Origin of the sequence: Pseudovibrio sp. M1P-2-3, from assembly GCF_031501865.1 — a bacterium.
Lineage (GTDB): Bacteria > Pseudomonadota > Alphaproteobacteria > Rhizobiales > Stappiaceae > Pseudovibrio > Pseudovibrio corallicola.
In genome coordinates this window covers 1,850,836-1,868,094 of sequence record NZ_JARRCW010000001.1, presented here as the reverse complement: position 1 = coordinate 1,868,094, position 17,259 = coordinate 1,850,836, and the positions used below count along the sequence as shown (strand labels likewise).

16 protein-coding genes and 1 pseudogene are annotated in these 17,259 nt (G+C 48.7%); 5 read left to right on the top strand and 12 right to left on the bottom strand.

Annotated elements, in window-relative coordinates; genetic code table 11:
* Window positions 1-625 precede the first annotated feature (625 nt).
* The 5 genes from P6574_RS08470 to P6574_RS08450 form a co-directional block, all read right to left on the bottom strand.
* Window positions 626-1,408 (bottom strand): inositol monophosphatase family protein, encoded by a 783-nt coding sequence (locus P6574_RS08470; RefSeq protein WP_310619909.1) that lies wholly within the window; start codon window positions 1,406-1,408, stop codon window positions 626-628.
* A 77-nt stretch (window positions 1,409-1,485) separates the two neighbouring features.
* A complete protein-coding gene (gene der / locus P6574_RS08465) occupies window positions 1,486-2,892 on the bottom strand; it encodes a ribosome biogenesis GTPase Der (protein WP_310619908.1) in 1,407 nt (468 codons plus the stop codon).
* A 30-nt stretch (window positions 2,893-2,922) separates the two neighbouring features.
* Window positions 2,923-4,263, bottom strand: a complete 1,341-nt coding sequence (locus P6574_RS08460) for an outer membrane protein assembly factor BamB family protein (RefSeq protein ID WP_310619907.1) — start codon at window positions 4,261-4,263, stop codon at window positions 2,923-2,925.
* Window positions 4,263-4,937 carry a tetratricopeptide repeat protein gene (locus P6574_RS08455; RefSeq protein ID WP_310619906.1) on the bottom strand — a complete coding sequence of 225 codons (675 nt, stop codon included), beginning with the start codon at window positions 4,935-4,937 and terminating at the stop codon, window positions 4,263-4,265. The genes P6574_RS08460 and P6574_RS08455 overlap by 1 nt, the downstream gene beginning before the upstream one ends.
* Before the next feature lie 219 nt (window positions 4,938-5,156).
* Window positions 5,157-5,732, bottom strand: a complete 576-nt coding sequence (locus P6574_RS08450) for an NnrU family protein (protein ID WP_310619905.1) — start codon at window positions 5,730-5,732, stop codon at window positions 5,157-5,159.
* A gap of 176 nt (window positions 5,733-5,908) precedes the next feature.
* Here P6574_RS08450 and P6574_RS08445 point away from each other — a divergent pair, with 176 nt between their 5' ends.
* Together P6574_RS08445 and P6574_RS08440 are read left to right on the top strand one after the other, a co-directional pair.
* Entirely contained in the window at window positions 5,909-6,217 is a 309-nt protein-coding gene (locus P6574_RS08445; RefSeq protein WP_310619904.1) for a PilZ domain-containing protein, read from the top strand.
* 413 nt (window positions 6,218-6,630) lie between these two features.
* Complete coding sequence (locus P6574_RS08440; protein WP_310619903.1) at window positions 6,631-7,170, top strand: hypothetical protein; 540 nt, start codon at window positions 6,631-6,633, stop codon at window positions 7,168-7,170.
* 179 nt (window positions 7,171-7,349) lie between these two features.
* Here P6574_RS08440 and guaA read toward each other — a convergent pair whose 3' ends face one another.
* A complete protein-coding gene (gene guaA / locus P6574_RS08435; RefSeq protein ID WP_310619902.1) occupies window positions 7,350-8,897 on the bottom strand; it encodes a glutamine-hydrolyzing GMP synthase in 1,548 nt (515 codons plus the stop codon).
* A 117-nt stretch (window positions 8,898-9,014) separates the two neighbouring features.
* Window positions 9,015-9,521 (bottom strand): MarR family winged helix-turn-helix transcriptional regulator, encoded by a 507-nt coding sequence (locus tag P6574_RS08430; RefSeq protein ID WP_310619901.1) that lies wholly within the window; start codon window positions 9,519-9,521, stop codon window positions 9,015-9,017.
* Between the two features lie 343 nt (window positions 9,522-9,864).
* On the opposite strand from P6574_RS08430, the gene P6574_RS08425 reads away from it, so the two are divergent.
* A complete protein-coding gene (locus P6574_RS08425; protein WP_310619900.1) occupies window positions 9,865-11,073 on the top strand; it encodes a tetratricopeptide repeat protein in 1,209 nt (402 codons plus the stop codon).
* Between the two features lie 199 nt (window positions 11,074-11,272).
* Here the strand turns inward: P6574_RS08425 and P6574_RS08420 are convergent, their stop codons facing one another.
* Window positions 11,273-12,568, bottom strand: a complete 1,296-nt coding sequence (locus tag P6574_RS08420; protein WP_310619899.1) for an RsmB/NOP family class I SAM-dependent RNA methyltransferase — start codon at window positions 12,566-12,568, stop codon at window positions 11,273-11,275.
* Between the two features lie 375 nt (window positions 12,569-12,943).
* Window positions 12,944-13,147 (bottom strand): hypothetical protein, encoded by a 204-nt coding sequence (locus P6574_RS08415; RefSeq protein ID WP_310619898.1) that lies wholly within the window; start codon window positions 13,145-13,147, stop codon window positions 12,944-12,946.
* Here P6574_RS08415 and P6574_RS08410 point away from each other — a divergent pair.
* Complete coding sequence (locus P6574_RS08410) at window positions 13,134-13,457, top strand: hypothetical protein (protein WP_310619897.1); 324 nt, start codon at window positions 13,134-13,136, stop codon at window positions 13,455-13,457. The two genes, P6574_RS08415 and P6574_RS08410, sit on opposite strands and share 14 nt — an antisense overlap.
* Window positions 13,458-13,727: 270 nt before the next feature.
* Complete coding sequence (locus P6574_RS08405; RefSeq protein ID WP_310619896.1) at window positions 13,728-14,219, top strand: nuclear transport factor 2 family protein; 492 nt, start codon at window positions 13,728-13,730, stop codon at window positions 14,217-14,219.
* Window positions 14,220-14,304: 85 nt separating this feature from the next.
* Here the strand turns inward: P6574_RS08405 and P6574_RS08400 are convergent.
* The 3 genes and pseudogenes from P6574_RS08400 to guaB form a co-directional block, all read right to left on the bottom strand.
* Window positions 14,305-14,463 (bottom strand): annotated as a pseudogene (locus P6574_RS08400) (transposase); the annotation flags it as partial.
* 121 nt (window positions 14,464-14,584) lie between these two features.
* A protein-coding gene (locus P6574_RS08395; RefSeq protein ID WP_310619020.1) for an IS630 family transposase occupies window positions 14,585-15,543 on the bottom strand; the annotation gives its coding sequence in 2 pieces (ribosomal slippage) (window positions 14,585-15,199 and window positions 15,202-15,543; 957 coding nt in all).
* A 104-nt stretch (window positions 15,544-15,647) separates the two neighbouring features.
* Window positions 15,648-17,150, bottom strand: coding sequence for an IMP dehydrogenase (gene guaB / locus P6574_RS08390; protein WP_310622127.1), 1,503 nt, complete (start codon window positions 17,148-17,150; stop codon window positions 15,648-15,650).
* Window positions 17,151-17,259 lie beyond the last annotated feature (109 nt).

Below are 17,259 nucleotides of genomic sequence, written 5' to 3'. Positions count from 1 at the left end.
TTTTGCCCTATTCAGCAATAGAACGAAAGTCGGATAAAACTACTACTTTTTCACTTGATTTCAACTTTACATATACATTTCTCAATTAAAATATTTCTCTAATTTTATTTGAAGTCACTTAAATAATCGTAGTTTCACCTATATAAATATACTTGCTTTATCACTCAACAATGCCAGAAATTCTTAGTACTCCAAAATAGCAGGCTAGATACTCAACAAACTAGGATAATTTTGATGACTATTTTGAAAAATAATAATTGAGATGACAAAAATTGCACTTTTTGAAAACTATTTCAAAATAAGGCAGGCGGGTAGTTGCTTAATGGATACAAATGCAACTCTACGCACGTGAGGCCTATGAAGAATTCTGGAAATTACAATCATATGTTGAGGAGGAAATTTATAATATTTTGATCTACCTTTTATTTTTCCCATCTTTTCCACTGAAGTTATGCAGAAAAAAGTGTCTTGCGTAGTTTTCTGGAAGCTCAAACGGGAAAAATCTGGAACGCTAGCCTTCATAACTACGTTCAGTTATTCCAGCAGATAGCAGTCCCTTCACTCAGGAACTGCTTTCATACACTGAGAAAGTTGATGCATTCACTCATGCAGCTTTAAACTCAATCTATTTATAAACTTGTTGGCTAATCGCCAGCAGATCCTCATAGATTCCAGGCGCTGCTGCTGTGATACGTCCCCCATGGGCAATCATGGTGTTCTTATCAAGAGGGGCAACACGTCCGCCAGCTTCTTCAATCAATAACAGTCCTGCCAGACAATCGTAGGAATTCATGTGCTCTTCCATATAGCCGATGAGGCGTCCTGCAGCCACATAGGAGAGCATCAGCCCACCGGATGCATTCCTAAAAAATATTGCCCCTTTTGCCAGCAGAGCTTCGACGGCTTTAGCTGTTTGCTCGCTGTCACTGCGGCCATTAAAACCAAACCCCAACGATCCGGAACTTAACGACTGGCTTTTGCTAACCGAAATCGGCTTGTCGTTAAGTGTTGCACCCGCGCCTTTACGCGCGGCATACATCTCTTGATGACAGGGGTCATATATGGCAGCAATTTCTTTCTCGCCATCCTTCACACACGCGATGATCACACACCACTGCGGTATGCCCGTGACGAAGTTTGCAGTTCCATCGATTGGATCAATGACCCAAGTATAGCCTGTCTTGCCTTCAACTGGCTCATACTCCTCCCCAAAGATGCCGTCGTTTGGAAAGGCTTTTGCCAATGCATCTCTCACAAACAGTTCGGTGTCCCTGTCTGCCTCTGACACCATATCTTGGTGTCCCTTGCTCTCAAGGTTCAAGCTCGTAAAGTCTTTAAAATACTCATGAGCAAACTTCCCGGCTTTCTCGGCAAGCTGAACAGCAAACTCAAAGCGCTCCGTCGTCATTGACATAATCCTCATAAAAAAGGCTTCCCGTTCTAAAACGAGAAGCCATATATCAAAGCTTAAAGAGGTTCTCCCACTTAACGCTTTTTCTTATTCGCGTATGGGTTCTCACCCTTCTTATAGGAAAGCCGGATCGGTGTTCCTTTAATATCGAAGCGCTCGCGCAGTCCGTTCACCAAATAACGGGTATAGCTTTCCGGCAGCGTTTCGGGACGCGAACAGAAGACTACAAAATGAGGTGGTCGGGTTTTCGGCTGCGTCATAAAGCGCAGACGTACGCGGCGTCCTGCAACTGCTGGCGGCGGATGGTGTGTTGTAACACTTTCCAACCAGCGGTTCAGGCCAGATGTACCAATTCTCTTGTTCCACATGGCATAGGTGCGGAAAACAGCTTCCATCAACTTATCCATACCCTGCCCCGTTTGACCGGACATGGTGATGATTTCGACACCGCGAAGCTGATTCAGATAGCGCTCTTGAGAATCTTTAATATGACCCCAAGCATCTTCCCGATCTTCAATCAGATCCCATTTATTGACCGCAATGACAATTGCACGTCCTTCTCGGGCACATAAATCAATGATCTGTAAGTCCTGCTTCTCGAAGGAGATCGTTGCGTCAAGCACAACAACAACCACTTCGGCAAATTTAACAGCACGCAGAGCATCGGCAACGGAAAGCTTCTCGAGTTTTTCCTGAACCCGAGCTTTCTTTCTAATTCCAGCAGTATCGAAGACCTTGAAATGGCGATCCCGCCACTCCCACTCAACAGAAATGGAATCGCGCGTAATACCGGCTTCAGGGCCCGTCAAAAGGCGGTCTTCCTTCAGCATGCGGTTAATCAGCGTCGACTTTCCAGCATTCGGACGCCCAACAATCGCCATACGCAGCGGGCGCTCTTTGGTGCCGATTTCCTCTTCTTCTTCAACATCATCGACATCGACGTTTGTGCGTGCTTCATCGGAAGATTGCTCTGCCAACTCATCAATCGCATCGATATGCGGAACCAGCTCGGAATAAAGCTCGGACAAGCCCTCTCCGTGTTCTGCTGATAAAGGAACAGGATCACCGAACCCCAATGCATAGGATTCGAACAAGCCGGGATCACCGGCTTTGCCCTCTGCCTTGTTTGCGCACAGGATGACAGGCGTATCATGGCGACGAAGTAAATTGGCAAAATGCTCGTCCATTGGAGTGACGCCGGCACGGGCATCAATCAAAAACAAGCACACATCCGCATCACGAATGGCCTCTTCCGTCTGCGCATTCATGCGCCCTTCCAAAGTGGAAGCTTCAGCTTCTTCTAGTCCGGCGGTATCAACGATCGTAAAACGCAGATCCCCCAGCCGCGCATCACCGGACCGACGGTCCCGTGTCACACCTGGGGTATCATCGACAAGCGCCAGGCGCTTGCCTACTAAGCGATTAAAGAACGTTGACTTACCGACATTTGGTCTGCCAATAATGGCGACAGTCGCAGTCACGCGAATTCTCCTAGGTTGATCAAGCAGCCTTTAGTTAAAGGCTGCCACAGATCCATTACCCGTTAGAACGATCATGCGGCCACCGGCCACAATAGGGGTAACGAATACATCTTCTTTTATTCTTTTTTGAGCAAGAACTGACCCAGATCTGGCATCAACCTGCGCAAACCCACCTTCGTTTGAAACAACGATAAGCTTGCCATTCGCCAGAATTGGTCCTGCCCAGTTTTCTTTCTTCTTTGAAAGGTCTGGAAGCTGAGCTGTCCAGATCGGTGCTCCGGTTTTTGAATCCAGAGCATGGAGATTGTCATCCAGCCCAATCATGAAGACCGTGCCACCGGAAACAACCGGTGTATGGGTGCTTCCGATATCAGCTTCCCAGATACGCTCGCCATTGGCAAGGCGGGAAGCAATTGTTCGGCCGGAAAGGGATGTTGTATAAACGCGGTCCCCGTCGATGACAGGGCTCGCGGCAACATCAGTCAAGCCTGACAGGGCGCGGGTGCGGAATGAACGTGCAAGAGCATCAATCCACTTGGGCTCGCCGTTTTTCACATTCAAGGCCATAACTTCGCCTGAAGAGAAAGGAACAACAACAGAGTTACCTTTGACCGCAGGACTTGCGGTTGCAAGCAATCCGGCAGTTTCAGAAATTCCGGCAAACGACCAGGCTTTTGAACCATCATTCTGGTTGAGCGCGATGACCTCGTTTTCTTGTGTCACAACAATTACAAGGCCAGCGGCAGCTGTTGGGGCGCCGCGAACGCCTACTTCCAGATCATAAGTCCAAAGAGGTTTGCCCGCGCTGTCAAGCGCAAACACTTGTCGGTATGCCGTTGCAACAAACGTCTTGCCACCGGAAAGGGCAACACCTCCGCCGATAGCAACGGCACTTTCCTCTTCTGGTCTCAAGGAGCGAGAATAAAGCTGTTTACCGCTTGTATTCAATACAACCAGATCACCGTCCTGTTTGTAGACAAACACACGGCTCCCGTCAGAAACAGGACGTGCAGCATTGCGTGGTGGTGTTGATCCAAGACTTAACAGCCCGCCGCCACGAACGGCACCAATATTTTTCGCCCAAGCAAGGTTACCATTAACGTTGACCGCGATATTACCGGGGTCGTTGCTGATGTTTCCTGCAGGCTGTGGCCAGGAAGATCCACCTGAAGCTGCACCTATGTGAGCTGTTGCCCCAACCGCTGCGGATTGGCCAGCTTGTGTCTCATAAAGGGGTTTACGATCGCCCTCCAGATATTCGTCATCACTTCCAAAGGGATTGAGGTCGGAAAGACCCGAGCAGCCTGACAACATCGTTGCAAGTACAAGTGCTCCCCCAAGTGCCTTCAGGGAGTTTCCTGTATAGCCCATTAGTTTTCGCCTTCTTTCGTCGTGGTGCCCATTGTGCCCGCTATAAGGTCAAGCCCCATGCGCGCACGTGCTACCACATCTCCGGGAGCACCAGCTTCATTAACTATTTCTTCAAAGCGGGCTTTGGCAGAAGCCAGATCGCCAGCGCTATAATCAATTACACCTAGAATCTCCAAGGCAGAGTAACGCCACGGATTACCGGCAATTGCAAGTCCTTCAACTTCCAATACGGCATTGTCCATTTGATTGAGGTCCATCAGCAAATAGGAGGCCCGAATGTGGGCGAGGCCCTGATAAATAGCGGGAACCGAACTATCTGCCGAAATCTCTTGCAGTAAGGAAATTGCCTCTGCTGTCTTGTCCTGTGCACTCAGCTCAGTTGCGATGCGCAATCTGGCCAGCATAGGGTACCCACCGAGCCCCTCTTCCAGCCCTTCAAAAGCAGTTATAGCTTCGCCATGTTTTCCGTCCTCAGACAATCTGATTGCGTCAAGAAACACCTGACCTGCTTCTTTTGATTGCTGATCCTCCCAATAATCATAGGCACGGTATCCAGCAGTGCCCACGACTATCAGCCCGGCAACAGTATAAACGAAGGGGCTAAAACGTTTCCAAAGCCGTGAATACTGTTCTTTTTTTAAATCTTCATCGACTTCACTAAAAATGTCAGACATTAGCTAAGCAATTCCCGCAGCTTCTTAATTAATTTCGAAATCCCTAACGGCAGCGCTACAATAGTTTTTCGCAGTACCAAACGCAAACATGTTTATTCCTTCATGGGATATTTTGTGTACCCAATTAAGGCAAACAGGCTCCAGTGGCGTCTCTCTTGACAGGTTTACCCCCTATTCAACAGAGATTTTCCTCATATACACTGGGATTTCTAGTCGGTTTTATGAGAGTGGCATGCCAATAAGGACAGCATGAAGTTTCCACACAAACAAGCCATAGAGCAGTAGTCCGAACAAAATCGCCAGAATATCATTCCTACGGACTTGTGAGGCCAAAGCAGGGACGCGACTCACAACCGGCTTATTCTTCGCAGTTATACGAAGCACAATTGCCCAGGCGAGAAAACCACCAAATAAAACTATGGATTGTGGCTCACCATTTGCCAGCAGATGAGAAAATGCCCAGATTTTGACAGAGAGAATCATAGGGTGCTTGACCGCCTGTTTGATCCTTCCTTGAAAAAATGAGGCCATAAAAATCGGAAAGACCGGCACCATCAACAACATAGCAAGATGGCGAGTCCATACTGGAGGGTACCAAAGTGGCTCATAAGCTGCCAGCCGCGCCTCATCATAACCATAGACAATAAGAACAAGGCCCGCAAAAGCTACCAGAGAAAACAGGATTCTATATCCACCTTCCCCAAGCCGCCCCTGCAATATGTGATGTACTGGGCTTATTGAAGGAATGAAGTGCACCCCTAAAAATAAAATCATACCAGCGATAAGCAGATCCATTAAATCCCCCAGCTCTTAAGCATTTCATCGAGTAAACAGGGCGCAACGTTTTTGTGTATCTGGCCCTTACCTTTAAAACAACTGTAAAGGCCTCTCGCATTTGCATCAAACGTAGACTGAAATAATATACAACTTATATTTGAGTAAGTGATTGTAAAAGTAGCGGATGATTCTTAATGCCCAAAACAGTGGAAACTTCTAGGGAAACCGAACGAAGAGAGAAACTAAGACGTAAAACACTTAAAGAAGGCCGTATCGTCTTTGGTGATCATGATCGCGTCATAGACTGTGTCATACGAGACCTGAGTGATACTGGCGCACGGTTACAAACGGCAAATACACAAGGTATTCCCGACGAGTTCTATCTCTACATTGTTCAACTACGCCAAAGGGTAACCGTAAAGGTTCGTTGGAGAACAATGGATTCACTGGGGGTTGAGTATACAGGCAGCCTAACCGACCTACCGGGCCTTTTGAGACTTTAAACTGCGTGTCCGGGCTGAAAGCTTACTACCACTGGCTGCGGTGTACTGAATTATCTTCGTTTCGGTGCCCCGCCCCGCCCAAGTTACTTAAGCAGTTTCTTCTACCTATTTGATATACCATATCTTCTTAGCAATTGCCCCCCACCCCTCCATAGTAAATCCTTCACACAGGAAGTAGCAGTGCTGCCTTCCGGTATGGGATGTATTTAGTACAGACTGGGTGCCACATGTTAAGTCTCTTGGATGACTTCGTTCGAAAAATATCCTCTAGGCGGAGCCCTCTTGATCAAGCCATACCCGCGCAAATCTACGGAGATGATCTCCATAGGCACCTGAAAAGTTATGCCAAGGATCCTCGTATCCGTATTATGCTGGATATCGGAGCATCATGCGGATCAGGAAGCACTCTAGCTATGGTTAGGTCCATTCGCCAGCGGCCAGACAAGGAAAAACTCCAGCTTTTCTGTCTGGAGCTGAGCAAGGTGCGCTATGACATTCTTTCCGAGACCTTTTCAAGGGATGAGTTTGTTCGCCCCTATAACATGTCTTCTGTCCCCAGCACTCAATATCCAAGTGAAATGGATATCATCCAGTTTTTCCTCAATACACCATCCAACCTGAACTCGGCCGGATTGGAAGTGGTTTTGGATTGGTATTCCGCAGATTTAAAATATTGCCAATCAAATAGAGATGTGAGTGGCATCTCCTATATTAAAGACCACAACAACATAAACAGATTTGATCTGGTCCTTATCGACGGCTCGGAGTTTACAGGCCCGTGTGATGCGGCCATGGTTTACGGCTCAAAGGTCATTGTCTTAACAGGCACCGAAAGTTATCGGGGTATGTATGCCCACAGGTTGCTGAAGGAAGACACCACCTATCATTGGGTTGCTTACGATCCCTCTATCCATGACGGATATTCCATATTCGAGCGAAAAGATTTCAATTAGAGTGCACCGCCGAAAAGTTCAATACCGGTTTTCGGGGAAAGATACGCGGCAAAACACTAGGTTAAGGCAGTGAACTGTTTCAATAAATCATCTCTCTGCTTCAAGCCGCTTACCATGCAGCTCCCAACAAAAAAGCCGCTTCACATAGAAGCGGCTTCTTAGCAACTAATCGTGGGGTATTATTCCCACTCGATTGTTCCAGGAGGCTTGGAGGTCACATCATAAACGACGCGGTTGATACCGCGAACTTCGTTGATGATGCGTGTTGCAGCCTTACTGAGAAACTCCATATCATAGTGATAGAAGTCCGCGGTCATACCATCAACGGATGTGACCGCTCTCAGAGCACATACATACTCATAGGTCCGGCCATCACCCATCACGCCAACAGTCTGCACTGGAAGCAGGACCGCAAAAGCTTGCCAGATAGTATCATACAAGCCAGCCTTGCGGATTTCATCCAGATAAACCGCATCGGCATTACGCAAAATATCGAGTTTTTCACGTGTGATTCCACCTGGACAACGAATGGCAAGACCAGGTCCTGGGAACGGGTGGCGGCCAATAAAGCTGTCCGGCAACCCTAATTCGCGGCCCAAGTCACGCACTTCGTCCTTGAAGAGCTCACGCAGCGGCTCAACAAGTTGCATGTTCATGCGCTCTGGCAGCCCGCCCACATTGTGGTGAGACTTGATAGTGACAGAAGGACCGCCCGTGAAGGAAACGCTCTCAATAACGTCAGGGTACAAAGTCCCTTGCGCAAGAAAGTCGGCTCCACCAAGCTTTTTGGCTTCTTCCTCGAAAACTTCAATGAAGAGACGGCCAATTGTTTTGCGTTTAACTTCCGGATCGGCTTCGCCTTCAAGCTGGCCAATAAACAGGTCAGCTGCATCCACATGAACAAGAGGAATGTTGTAGTGATCACGGAACATAGAGACAACTTGTTCCGTTTCCCCTTTGCGCATCAAGCCATGATCAACATAAATACAAGTCAGCTGATCGCCAATTGCTTCATGGATCAAGACTGCAGCAACCGAGCTATCAACGCCACCGGACAGGCCGCATATAACACGCCCTGAGCCAACCTGCTTACGGATCGCATCAATAGCCTGCTGGCGGTATTCCGCCATGGTCCAATCGCCTGAACATTTTGCAATTTTATGCGTAAAGTTCTCGATCAGCTTTGCACCATCTGGAGTGTGAACCACTTCCGGATGGAACTGCACCGCATAGAACTGGCGCTTCTCGTCGGCAATTGCCGCATACGGAGCGCCTTCAGATGTGGCAACAACTTCAAAGCCTTCCGGCAATTTGTTCACACGGTCGCCATGGCTCATCCAGACTTGGTGATTGGAACCGGTTTCCCAAACACCGTCGAACAAGGCGACAGGTTTTTTAACGGTCACAAAGGCCCTACCGAATTCACGGTGGTCGGAGCTTTCAACTTCTCCGCCAAGCTGGGCACAAATGGTTTGCTGACCATAACAAATGCCAAGCACTGGAATGCCGGCATCAAAAATGACTTGGGGTGCACGAGGGCTCCCCATATCGGTGGTGGAGGCTGGTCCGCCTGACAGAATCACCGCTTTCGGTTTCATTTCATGAAAAGCGGCTTCTGCAGACTGGAACGGAACGATCTCGGAGTACACGCCCGATTCGCGCACACGTCGCGCGATAAGCTGCGTTACTTGAGATCCAAAATCTATGATGAGGACGCGGTCTGTCATGGAGAGCTTCTACCTTCTTCGCCTTCAAATTTGAACCAGTTTTCCGCCTAATAAGCACAATTTGACGAATGATACACCGGATTTGATTGCACTAGCTTGCGAGGCTACGCAATTAAACTAACTCCGCTTAGCGGAGAACATCTTTGAGCGGGCCAGAAGTTGGTCCAACTTTACCCATTCAAGCTGGCTCCAAGAGCTGCTTAGTTTCGATTCGAACTGCCCCAGACTATGTTCCACCTGATGGTTCAAGGTCCGTCCTTGCGACGTTGTCACAAGAACAACAAGGCGCCGGTCTTTGGGGTTGGTTGCCTTGTCTATCATCCCCATTTGACTCAGGCGCTTTGCAGCACGCGAAACGGCAACCGTGTCCAGTTCAAGGTTGGCGCAAAGATCGCGCACAGAAACACCTTCAGAACGGGTTAATGTGTTCAGGACAAGCCAGTCCGGTATGGTCAGGTCATGTTTTTCCTGCAAATGCGCGCTCATTTGACTTTCTATGAGACGGCCCATTTGCGCTATTTTTAACGGAATAAAATTCTCTAAATCAAATGCCGGATCATCTTCAAACAGGCTAAACTGCGAAAACATATCAAGCTCGGGTTGCGGCGCCATCGTTTCTACCATTTCGTTGGCTAATGTGTTTGTTCTAGACAACATTTTATACTCAAAATTTCAATGGGCGCACCCAATTGAATCCGGCTCCTCCCCAAGCTTGCCACGAAAGCAACCCTAATTATTCCTCTTTTGAAAATGTACGGATCTCACACCCCTGACTGTAAAATCGCCTCATTTCTCCCCTTGGTAGCAAGCGCAAAACCTATCCACGTCTACTTTCTTTCTACAACTTTTCTTCTTTGACGCCGATTTTTCAAAGCCCTACCTTTAAAAAAGTGGTAGGCGGTTGATTCTAAAGGTTGTATCCAGGATCACCCGACTTTCTGGTAAATGCGTTGAGCGAGGTCTATAGATGACAGGAACCACAAGTGAAATGCGCTCTGTACAAGTCTATGCCGCACTACAGGAAGTCGCCGCCCATGAAGAAACTGGCAACTATGATGTGGTCATTCCCGTTTACCGCTCTCTAGTATCCCGTTTCCCTGAGGACATGGATTTGCTGTTTCGCATGGCAACGATCCTTATGCGGGACGGGCAACTTCAAGAGGCAATCGAACATTTCAGAAAAGTCCTATTCATAGCCCCCGAGCACCTGCCCGCCAGAGCGAATATGGGAAACGGCCTGTTATTGCTCGGCTATAAGGAACAGGCTCTGGAAGCTTTTGGCAGTGTGTTGGCAGCTGATCCGGACAACCGCAACGCATTGTACGGCTACGCCTCCATTTTGGTGCAGCTGAACAGGCACAAGGAAGCCATTGCTCCAGCGGAAAAGCTTCTTTCGCAAATACCAGAAAGCGCCGCAGCACTTTCCTTACTGGGAGACGCCTATTCAGCCGATGTTCGGCAAGATCAGGCGGTCATGCATTACACTCATGCACTGCGTAATCATCCGGAAAATGTTCCAGCTCTTCTGGGCTTGGCTAAAGTCTTGATAATGCGCCGTAATCCCAAAAAAGCCCGGCAGTACCTCTCTCTTGCCCACCAAATCGAGCCACAAAACATTGATATCCTTCTGACACTGGGTCATGCCTACACCGCAGAAGATAAGCTCCAACAAGCAATAGATAACTTTGAGATTGCCTATGCCTGCGACCCCAGTAATATTTCTGTTCTTCTTCATCTGAGCATAGCAAAACGACGGGCCAACCAACCACATGCAGCAGTAGTCTGCGCTATGAAAGCACTGCGCAAAGCGCCCACAAATAAGGAAGCAAGAAACACACTTGGGGCCGCCCTTGCCTCCCTTGGAGCCACCCAAGCCGCTCGAAGCATTTTGACCATGCAAGCGACAGTTGATGATATTCCGAAAAAGGCCCTGACAACGATCGAGCGTATTGAATGGGAAGCCCAAAATCTTTCCGAAGAGGAGTTGGCGGCCATTGTTGCTGTAAATGAGCCAATCCGCGCCAGTAGCCATTCTGCACAAAACGAGGAAGATCTGGATGATGAAATGCGGATGGAAGAAGCTTTGAGTGAAACAGAAGAGCTTGAGCAAGCGGCTCAGGAACTGGAGAGCTCTCCTTCTGAAAGTGAAGAAGAGAACACATCGAAAGATCAATAGTAGTCTTCTGCCCTCAAGCCGACTTCTCAAAACTTTCGTTTTACGTATCTTTATCCAAAAATCGGCACCCACTTTTTAAAAGATACGATTAGGGCACGAGGCGTGCTATTGCATTTACGCCTCATGCCCTAATCTTTTATTTCATTTTAAAAAACTCTCGTGGCTTGATTGGCCCAACCAAACAAAACGCACTTTAAGCTCAGCCGCGTTCCATCATTGCGATGAAGAATCCGTCAGTGTCGCAGTGATACGGCGTCAAGGTCACAGTTCCCCCTTCCCCAAATACGGGACGGCGCGTCTCATCCGAGAAGGTATCTTGCCAAGTACCCTCTAAATTCACCAATTTGAAATCTGGGCGCTTGGCGAGGAAAGCGGCAACTTGATCATCGTTTTCCGCGGACAGAAGAGAACAAGTGGCATAGATCAACTTTCCACCGCTGCTCACATAATCCGCGGCGTTTTCCAGAACCTGTGCCTGTTCACTCAAGCGTCCTTCAAGGGCAGTCTCGCCAACCCGCCATTTGGTATCCGGCCGGCGGCGCCACACTCCAGTCCCCGTGCACGGCGCATCCACCATCACGCGGTCCATGCGCCCTTTTAGATCGGTAAGATCACCCAACTGGGGATCAATGACTTGAATATTACGAACACCGGCACGTGCCATGCGCTCATACAATGGGGCCAGACGCAGCTTGTTGCTATCGTAAGCGTAGATTTGTCCTCGGTTTCCCATTTGGCCTGCAAGGGCAAGGCTTTTGCCTCCGCCACCAGCACACATATCCAGAACCTGCTCACCCGGCTGCGCTCCAGAAAGAATAGCCGCAATTTGGGAAGCCTCATCCTGTAGTTCAAACCAGCCTTTACGGAACCCTTCTTCGGCCTGAACATGTGGGGACTTCTTTGCTCCAGAGACAGGTTCCAGACGAACACCAACAGAGGACAGGCCGCTTTCCTTTGCACCAAGGTGGGAAAGCCGCTTCACAACCTTCTGAGCACTGCTTTTTATCAGGTTGGCACGCATATCAATCGGTGCGCGCTTAGAGAGTGACTGGCCAACACCAACCGCCTCATCACCAAATGCTTTTGAGAAATAATGCCAGAGCCATAACGGCACATCCGCCTGAATGTGGCTCTCGGCAGTTTCCAGCGAAGACGTGCCCTTGGACAGCGCCTCTTCCTCTTCATCGCTCAACTGGGCAGGAGCATGAGGGTCTTCCGCCAGAACCTTTTTCAAGACTGAAACGCTGTGCCCCCAACCAAAACAGTAGGTAGCCAGAACGAGCGCCCGAGGAGAGCCTTCTCCCATGACATGGCCATAGGAAAGCTTGTGGCGAAGTGCATCGAAAACCAAGTTACCAATGGCAACCCTGTCCCCGGACCCGGCAAACCGGTGGGACTTTCCCCAGTCTTTCAGAGCCTCTTGAACCGGCTGTCTGCGCGTTTCAATATCGGTTAAAACCTCAACAGCTGCTGCAAGCCGTCCACCATCACGCATAGGTATTCCCTTATTCTCGTTCCGCCCACAATCTCTCCAGCAAAACTCAACGGAGTTTCCGTGAGATCCCGATTAAAGCCAAGCAGGGCAAATTCATCTGGCCTTTTAGGCACCCTCTTCACAATAGTCTATAGAAAACAGAGAGTATTTTTCCGCCATTCATGGTTTTCAAAGCCATGAGTACCAGCGTTTCACGTATAAAGGCGTCATACACTTCATTCTACCGATATTTGAGAGGCACAACTTCCCTGCAATATTGGCTGGGACCTGAGTGCAACAGCACCGTACTAAAGAAGCACACTTCTTAAAAGATCACGTCCTTACCTTTCCCTTCGTCCATCAGAATTTCAGTCATACACAGCGCTCCAAAATCCACTAAAAGTCTTGAATATAACCAGTATTCATGGGTCCAGCTTCAAGAGGGCCTTCAGATGCGCCTCTCAACATTGGTGGTTCTTCCCACCCTATTGGATCTCCCCCATTATTTCCCAAGTAAAACTGGGCGCTGGACAGAGGGCAGAACACACGCGAAAAACCGTCATTCCGTTTTTCAAACAGGTGTCCCATGCGTGCACTCATATTTGTCGCCATCATGTTTTCGTCAATCAGACTAGCCGCAGCTGACAGCACCCATCAGCAGAAAATAGATCAAGTTGGCCTTATCATATCATCCATAGACCTTTGTGAAATCAGCTATGACATGGAGGCCTATTCCAATTGGTTCGAGACATTGGATATTTCCCAGTATGATGAAGGGGCATTCCAGCAGCGCTTAGAGACAGCCTTCGAGCAAGTCGCCAAAAAGGCGGCGCAAATGGATAACAACGAAAAACAAAAGTTCTGTAGTGAAGTCAGACAGGCTGCCTATCAAGCAGGTATACTGGACTAAAAAGCCCGCACCTCATCTCATCTCATCTCATTATAAGGAACGCCTATATCTGACGTGTACTGACTTGCTATGAGAAAGAACTGCTGCTGTTACAATGAAAAAATTGACTTGTTCAAGTGCCAGACTTGAGCTTCCTCATTATTTACATTTCAGTTATAGAAGTCGCTATTTCTTTACGGTCTTATCAATGCTTGCCTTGCCAAAAGAAAGTCCATGTCGTGTAGTGGGCCTATAAAGAACGTAGCTGCAAGACGTGTGACAGACAGAACAATGGATAGACTTGAAGAGCTTGAGAACAGACTGGCGATTATCGACCTTTTATCCAGGTACACATGGGCCGTTGATAGCCATAACTCAGAAGACTGGGCGGCAACTTTTACGGAAAGTGGACGCTATATCCTTGGAGATATGGTTATTAAAGGGCGTAGGAAGCTCACTGAGTACGCCGAAATTCACAGTAAAGTTGGAACAAAACACCTCACGTCATCACCTCTCTACTCCATTGCACCAGATAGCATGTCAGCCACTGGCAAAGCGTATACAACGGTGTTGGGAGCAACGCGTAAAGGTTTTCGTATCTTGATGGTCGGTGACTATCATGATGAACTGGCCAAGGTCGATGGTAGCTGGCTGATTGAGTGCCGACGCGCTGAAGTATTGGGGCTGCCTGATGAACCTGACTTTCCTGTAATGACATCGAATCCCGAGACCTCTGAGATAATAGAAACTCTATTGGATGGCATGAATCAACTGAGCAGCTAGGGAGATAAATAAGGGCACCACTAGAGATACCCATGGCATTCTTGCACTGCTTTGGTAGTATTCACATCATCAAGACATTACTCTCAGGAGCATCAACCCAACGACATCCAAATTTAAAAACATGAATAATATCACTGATTACGCGGCGGTCATCCACCCGAGTTTTGCCTCTCGTGGTAGTAGGAAGAAGTGGCTTTATCTGATTAAACTGGTCTTGCGAAAGCCAAAAATGGGAACACGGCATTATTCTCTCCTGTTGGAGAGCTTGAATCATAACTCAGTTTAAATGACAAGCATATTATGGGTCCGGAGCATAAGGCACAAGGCTAAGATGTTGAAATTCAACGCCTTATAGTCTTGAGCCTTTATACTGAAACATATCCAGCTGCCTTGAAGTAATTCCAACACTCTTGGGGTGTGAACAGATCGCATATGTCACCCAGAGCCTTTATCAAGGTCTCAAAGGTTCTGGCTTTCATTCTGCGTAGGTGTGCTTTGAGCTTGGAAAACGCCATTTCGATAGGATTGAGATCAGGAGAATAGGGCGGCAGAAAAAGGAACCAACACCCGCTTTGTCTGAGGGCCCTTGCGGCTTCTGGAACTTTGTGTGTGGACAGGTTATCCAGAATGACCACCGTTTTAGGGTGCAAGCATGGAGCCAGTTGTGTCGTGATATAAGTGGTGAATGCCTTGCCATTCATGGCCCCGTCCAGAACCCAGGGCGCAATGAGTCCCTCGTGGGTCAAACCGGCGATAAAGGTCTGGTTCTGCCAGCGTCCAAACGGCGCTGTGTCAAGGGCTCGTTCCCCTTTAAAGGCTCGGCCTCGCAGCCGGGTTAAATTCGTTTTAACACTGGTTTCATCGAGAAACACCAGTCTCTCAGGCAGATCACGCATTATAGGCTGACGGGTGTGGCGCCATTCATCTCTGGCATTTTGTACATGGAGTTTGCCACGCTCGGTTGCCACCAACGATTTTTTTTATAGGTGTAGCCAAGACGGCGCAAAGCCTTGGAGACGGAAGTATGGTGAACCCTCACTCCCTCAGCCATGAAAAGTGCATCACATAACTCCATCAACGTGATATCTCCGTCTTGATTGACCAGCTCGCGCAAGAAGGAGAGGTAGGGCTCCAATTTTCCGCCTCCCTTTGGGCGCCCTGTCCTGACCGGGATTAAACTCTGCCCCTCCCGAACTTTACGGGCCAAGCGAGATCCTGATGCTGGAGAGATCAGCAGGCGGCGTGCTGCTTCACGCCCGCTCATCCCGGATAAAATGAGCCTTTTAAAGCGAAGGCGTAAATCAAGTGAAAGTGGCCGGCCCATGTGATCTCCTCCCTAAAAGGAGTGAATCACAAATCAACCTGATTGGGAATCCCCAATCGATTCAGCGTTGCGCCTCATTGCTTTAGCCTTTTATACAATCACCTTCAAACAGCGCCAGGGTAATTTGGCGACTCACGGGTAATGGTTACGTCATGTGCATGGCTCTCCCTTAGGGAGGCTGAGGAGATGCGGACGAAGCGGGCACGTTCCTGGTACTCGGTGATAGTTGGAGCGCCCACATATCCCATGGAGGCTCGCAGGCCGCCAGCCAGCTGATGCAGCACGCTGGAAATCGGCCCTTTGTAAGGAACCTGTCCTTCGATACCTTCCGGAACAAGTTTCAGCTTGTCACTTACTTCCGCTTGGAAGTACCTGTCGGCAGATCCACGTGCCATCGCGCCAACGGATCCCATTCCACGATAAGCCTTATAGGAACGCCCCTGATGCAAATAAACTTCACCGGGGCTTTCTTCCGTACCTGCCAACAGTGAGCCAATCATTGCAACAGATGCGCCACCAGCAAATGCTTTGGCCATATCACCTGAGAATTTAATGCCGCCATCGGCAATAATCGGCGTGTCGTTCTTAGCAGCCTCATCAGCACATTCCATGATGGCAGTCAGCTGAGGAACACCAACACCGGCAACAATTCGGGTTGTACAAATGGAGCCAGGACCAATACCAACCTTAATTGCATCAGCTCCTGCATCAATAAGCGCTTTTACCGCCTCGCGTGTGGCAACATTGCCTGCAACAACCTGCAGATCACCGTGGTCTTTTTTAATACGGGCTACTGTATCAATCACACCCTGCGAGTGTCCGTGAGCCGTATCAACCACCAAAACATCCACACCAGCATCAATAAGGGCTTCAGCGCGCTTAACTCCCTCATCGCCAACACTGGTTGCCGCACCGGCCAACAGGCTTCCGTGATCATCTTTCGACGCATTCGGATTCAACTGGGATTTTTCCATATCCTTAACTGTAATCAGGCCAATACAGTTTCCAGACGCGTCGACAACTAGCAGTTTTTCGATACGGTGTTGATGCAGCAAGCGTTTCGCTTCTACCTGAGAAACGTTCTCCCGCACTGTGATCAGGTTCTCACGTGTCATCAGTTCGCAAACCAACTGGTTTGGATTGGAAGCAAAGCGTACATCGCGGTTTGTCAAAATGCCTACCAGACGTCCCACTTTAGTGCCGCCCCTGCCGCCATTTTCTACCACAGGAACACCTGAGATCCGGTTGGCTTCCATGAGGTTTAAAGCGTCTTCCAAGGTAGCATCAGGGCCGATCACAAGCGGGTTCACAACCATACCGCTTTCAAATTTCTTGACCTGACGAACTTCTTCGGCCTGCCGTTCGTGGTCAAGGTTCTTATGAATAATTCCCAAACCACCTGCCTGCGCCATGGCAATCGCCAGACGGGCTTCTGTCACTGTATCCATTGCAGCGGAAAGGATAGGTAAGTTAAGGGTGATGCTACGTGTAACACGGGATCGCAAGTCTACCTGAGCGGGCATGACTTCCGAATGTCCGGGCAACAACAGAACATCATCAAAGGTCAGTGCTTCTTTACCGAAGCTAGGCTCGAAGAAAGACGGCATTGTCAATTCCCTTCCAATTAAAATGCGGCATCTACATCATTTTCAAAGGAAAATGAGCATCTGATATGTTCCAGTTATGCCTAGAGAAGTTGACACCGGCCAATACCAC

Bases quoted from the DNA above. Each gene is read 5' to 3' on its own strand.
- P6574_RS08470 (WP_310619909.1), bottom strand. From the start codon at position 1,408: ATGACGACGGAGCGCTTTGAGTTTGCTGTTCAGCTTGCCGAGAAAGCC.
- P6574_RS08460 (WP_310619907.1), bottom strand. From the start codon at position 4,263: ATGGGCTATACAGGAAACTCCCTGAAGGCACTTGGGGGAGCACTTGTA.
- P6574_RS08455 (WP_310619906.1), bottom strand. From the start codon at position 4,937: ATGTCTGACATTTTTAGTGAAGTCGATGAAGATTTAAAAAAAGAACAG.
- P6574_RS08450 (WP_310619905.1), bottom strand. From the start codon at position 5,732: ATGGATCTGCTTATCGCTGGTATGATTTTATTTTTAGGGGTGCACTTC.
- P6574_RS08445 (WP_310619904.1), top strand. From the start codon at position 5,909: ATGCCCAAAACAGTGGAAACTTCTAGGGAAACCGAACGAAGAGAGAAA.
- P6574_RS08440 (WP_310619903.1), top strand. From the start codon at position 6,631: ATGGTTAGGTCCATTCGCCAGCGGCCAGACAAGGAAAAACTCCAGCTT.
- guaA (WP_310619902.1), bottom strand. From the start codon at position 8,897: ATGACAGACCGCGTCCTCATCATAGATTTTGGATCTCAAGTAACGCAG.
- P6574_RS08430 (WP_310619901.1), bottom strand. From the start codon at position 9,521: ATGGTAGAAACGATGGCGCCGCAACCCGAGCTTGATATGTTTTCGCAG.
- P6574_RS08425 (WP_310619900.1), top strand. From the start codon at position 9,865: ATGACAGGAACCACAAGTGAAATGCGCTCTGTACAAGTCTATGCCGCA.
- P6574_RS08420 (WP_310619899.1), bottom strand. From the start codon at position 12,568: ATGCGTGATGGTGGACGGCTTGCAGCAGCTGTTGAGGTTTTAACCGAT.
- P6574_RS08410 (WP_310619897.1), top strand. From the start codon at position 13,134: ATGCGTGCACTCATATTTGTCGCCATCATGTTTTCGTCAATCAGACTA.
- P6574_RS08415 (WP_310619898.1), bottom strand. From the start codon at position 13,147: ATGAGTGCACGCATGGGACACCTGTTTGAAAAACGGAATGACGGTTTT.
- P6574_RS08405 (WP_310619896.1), top strand. From the start codon at position 13,728: ATGGATAGACTTGAAGAGCTTGAGAACAGACTGGCGATTATCGACCTT.
- guaB (WP_310622127.1), bottom strand. From the start codon at position 17,150: ATGCCGTCTTTCTTCGAGCCTAGCTTCGGTAAAGAAGCACTGACCTTT.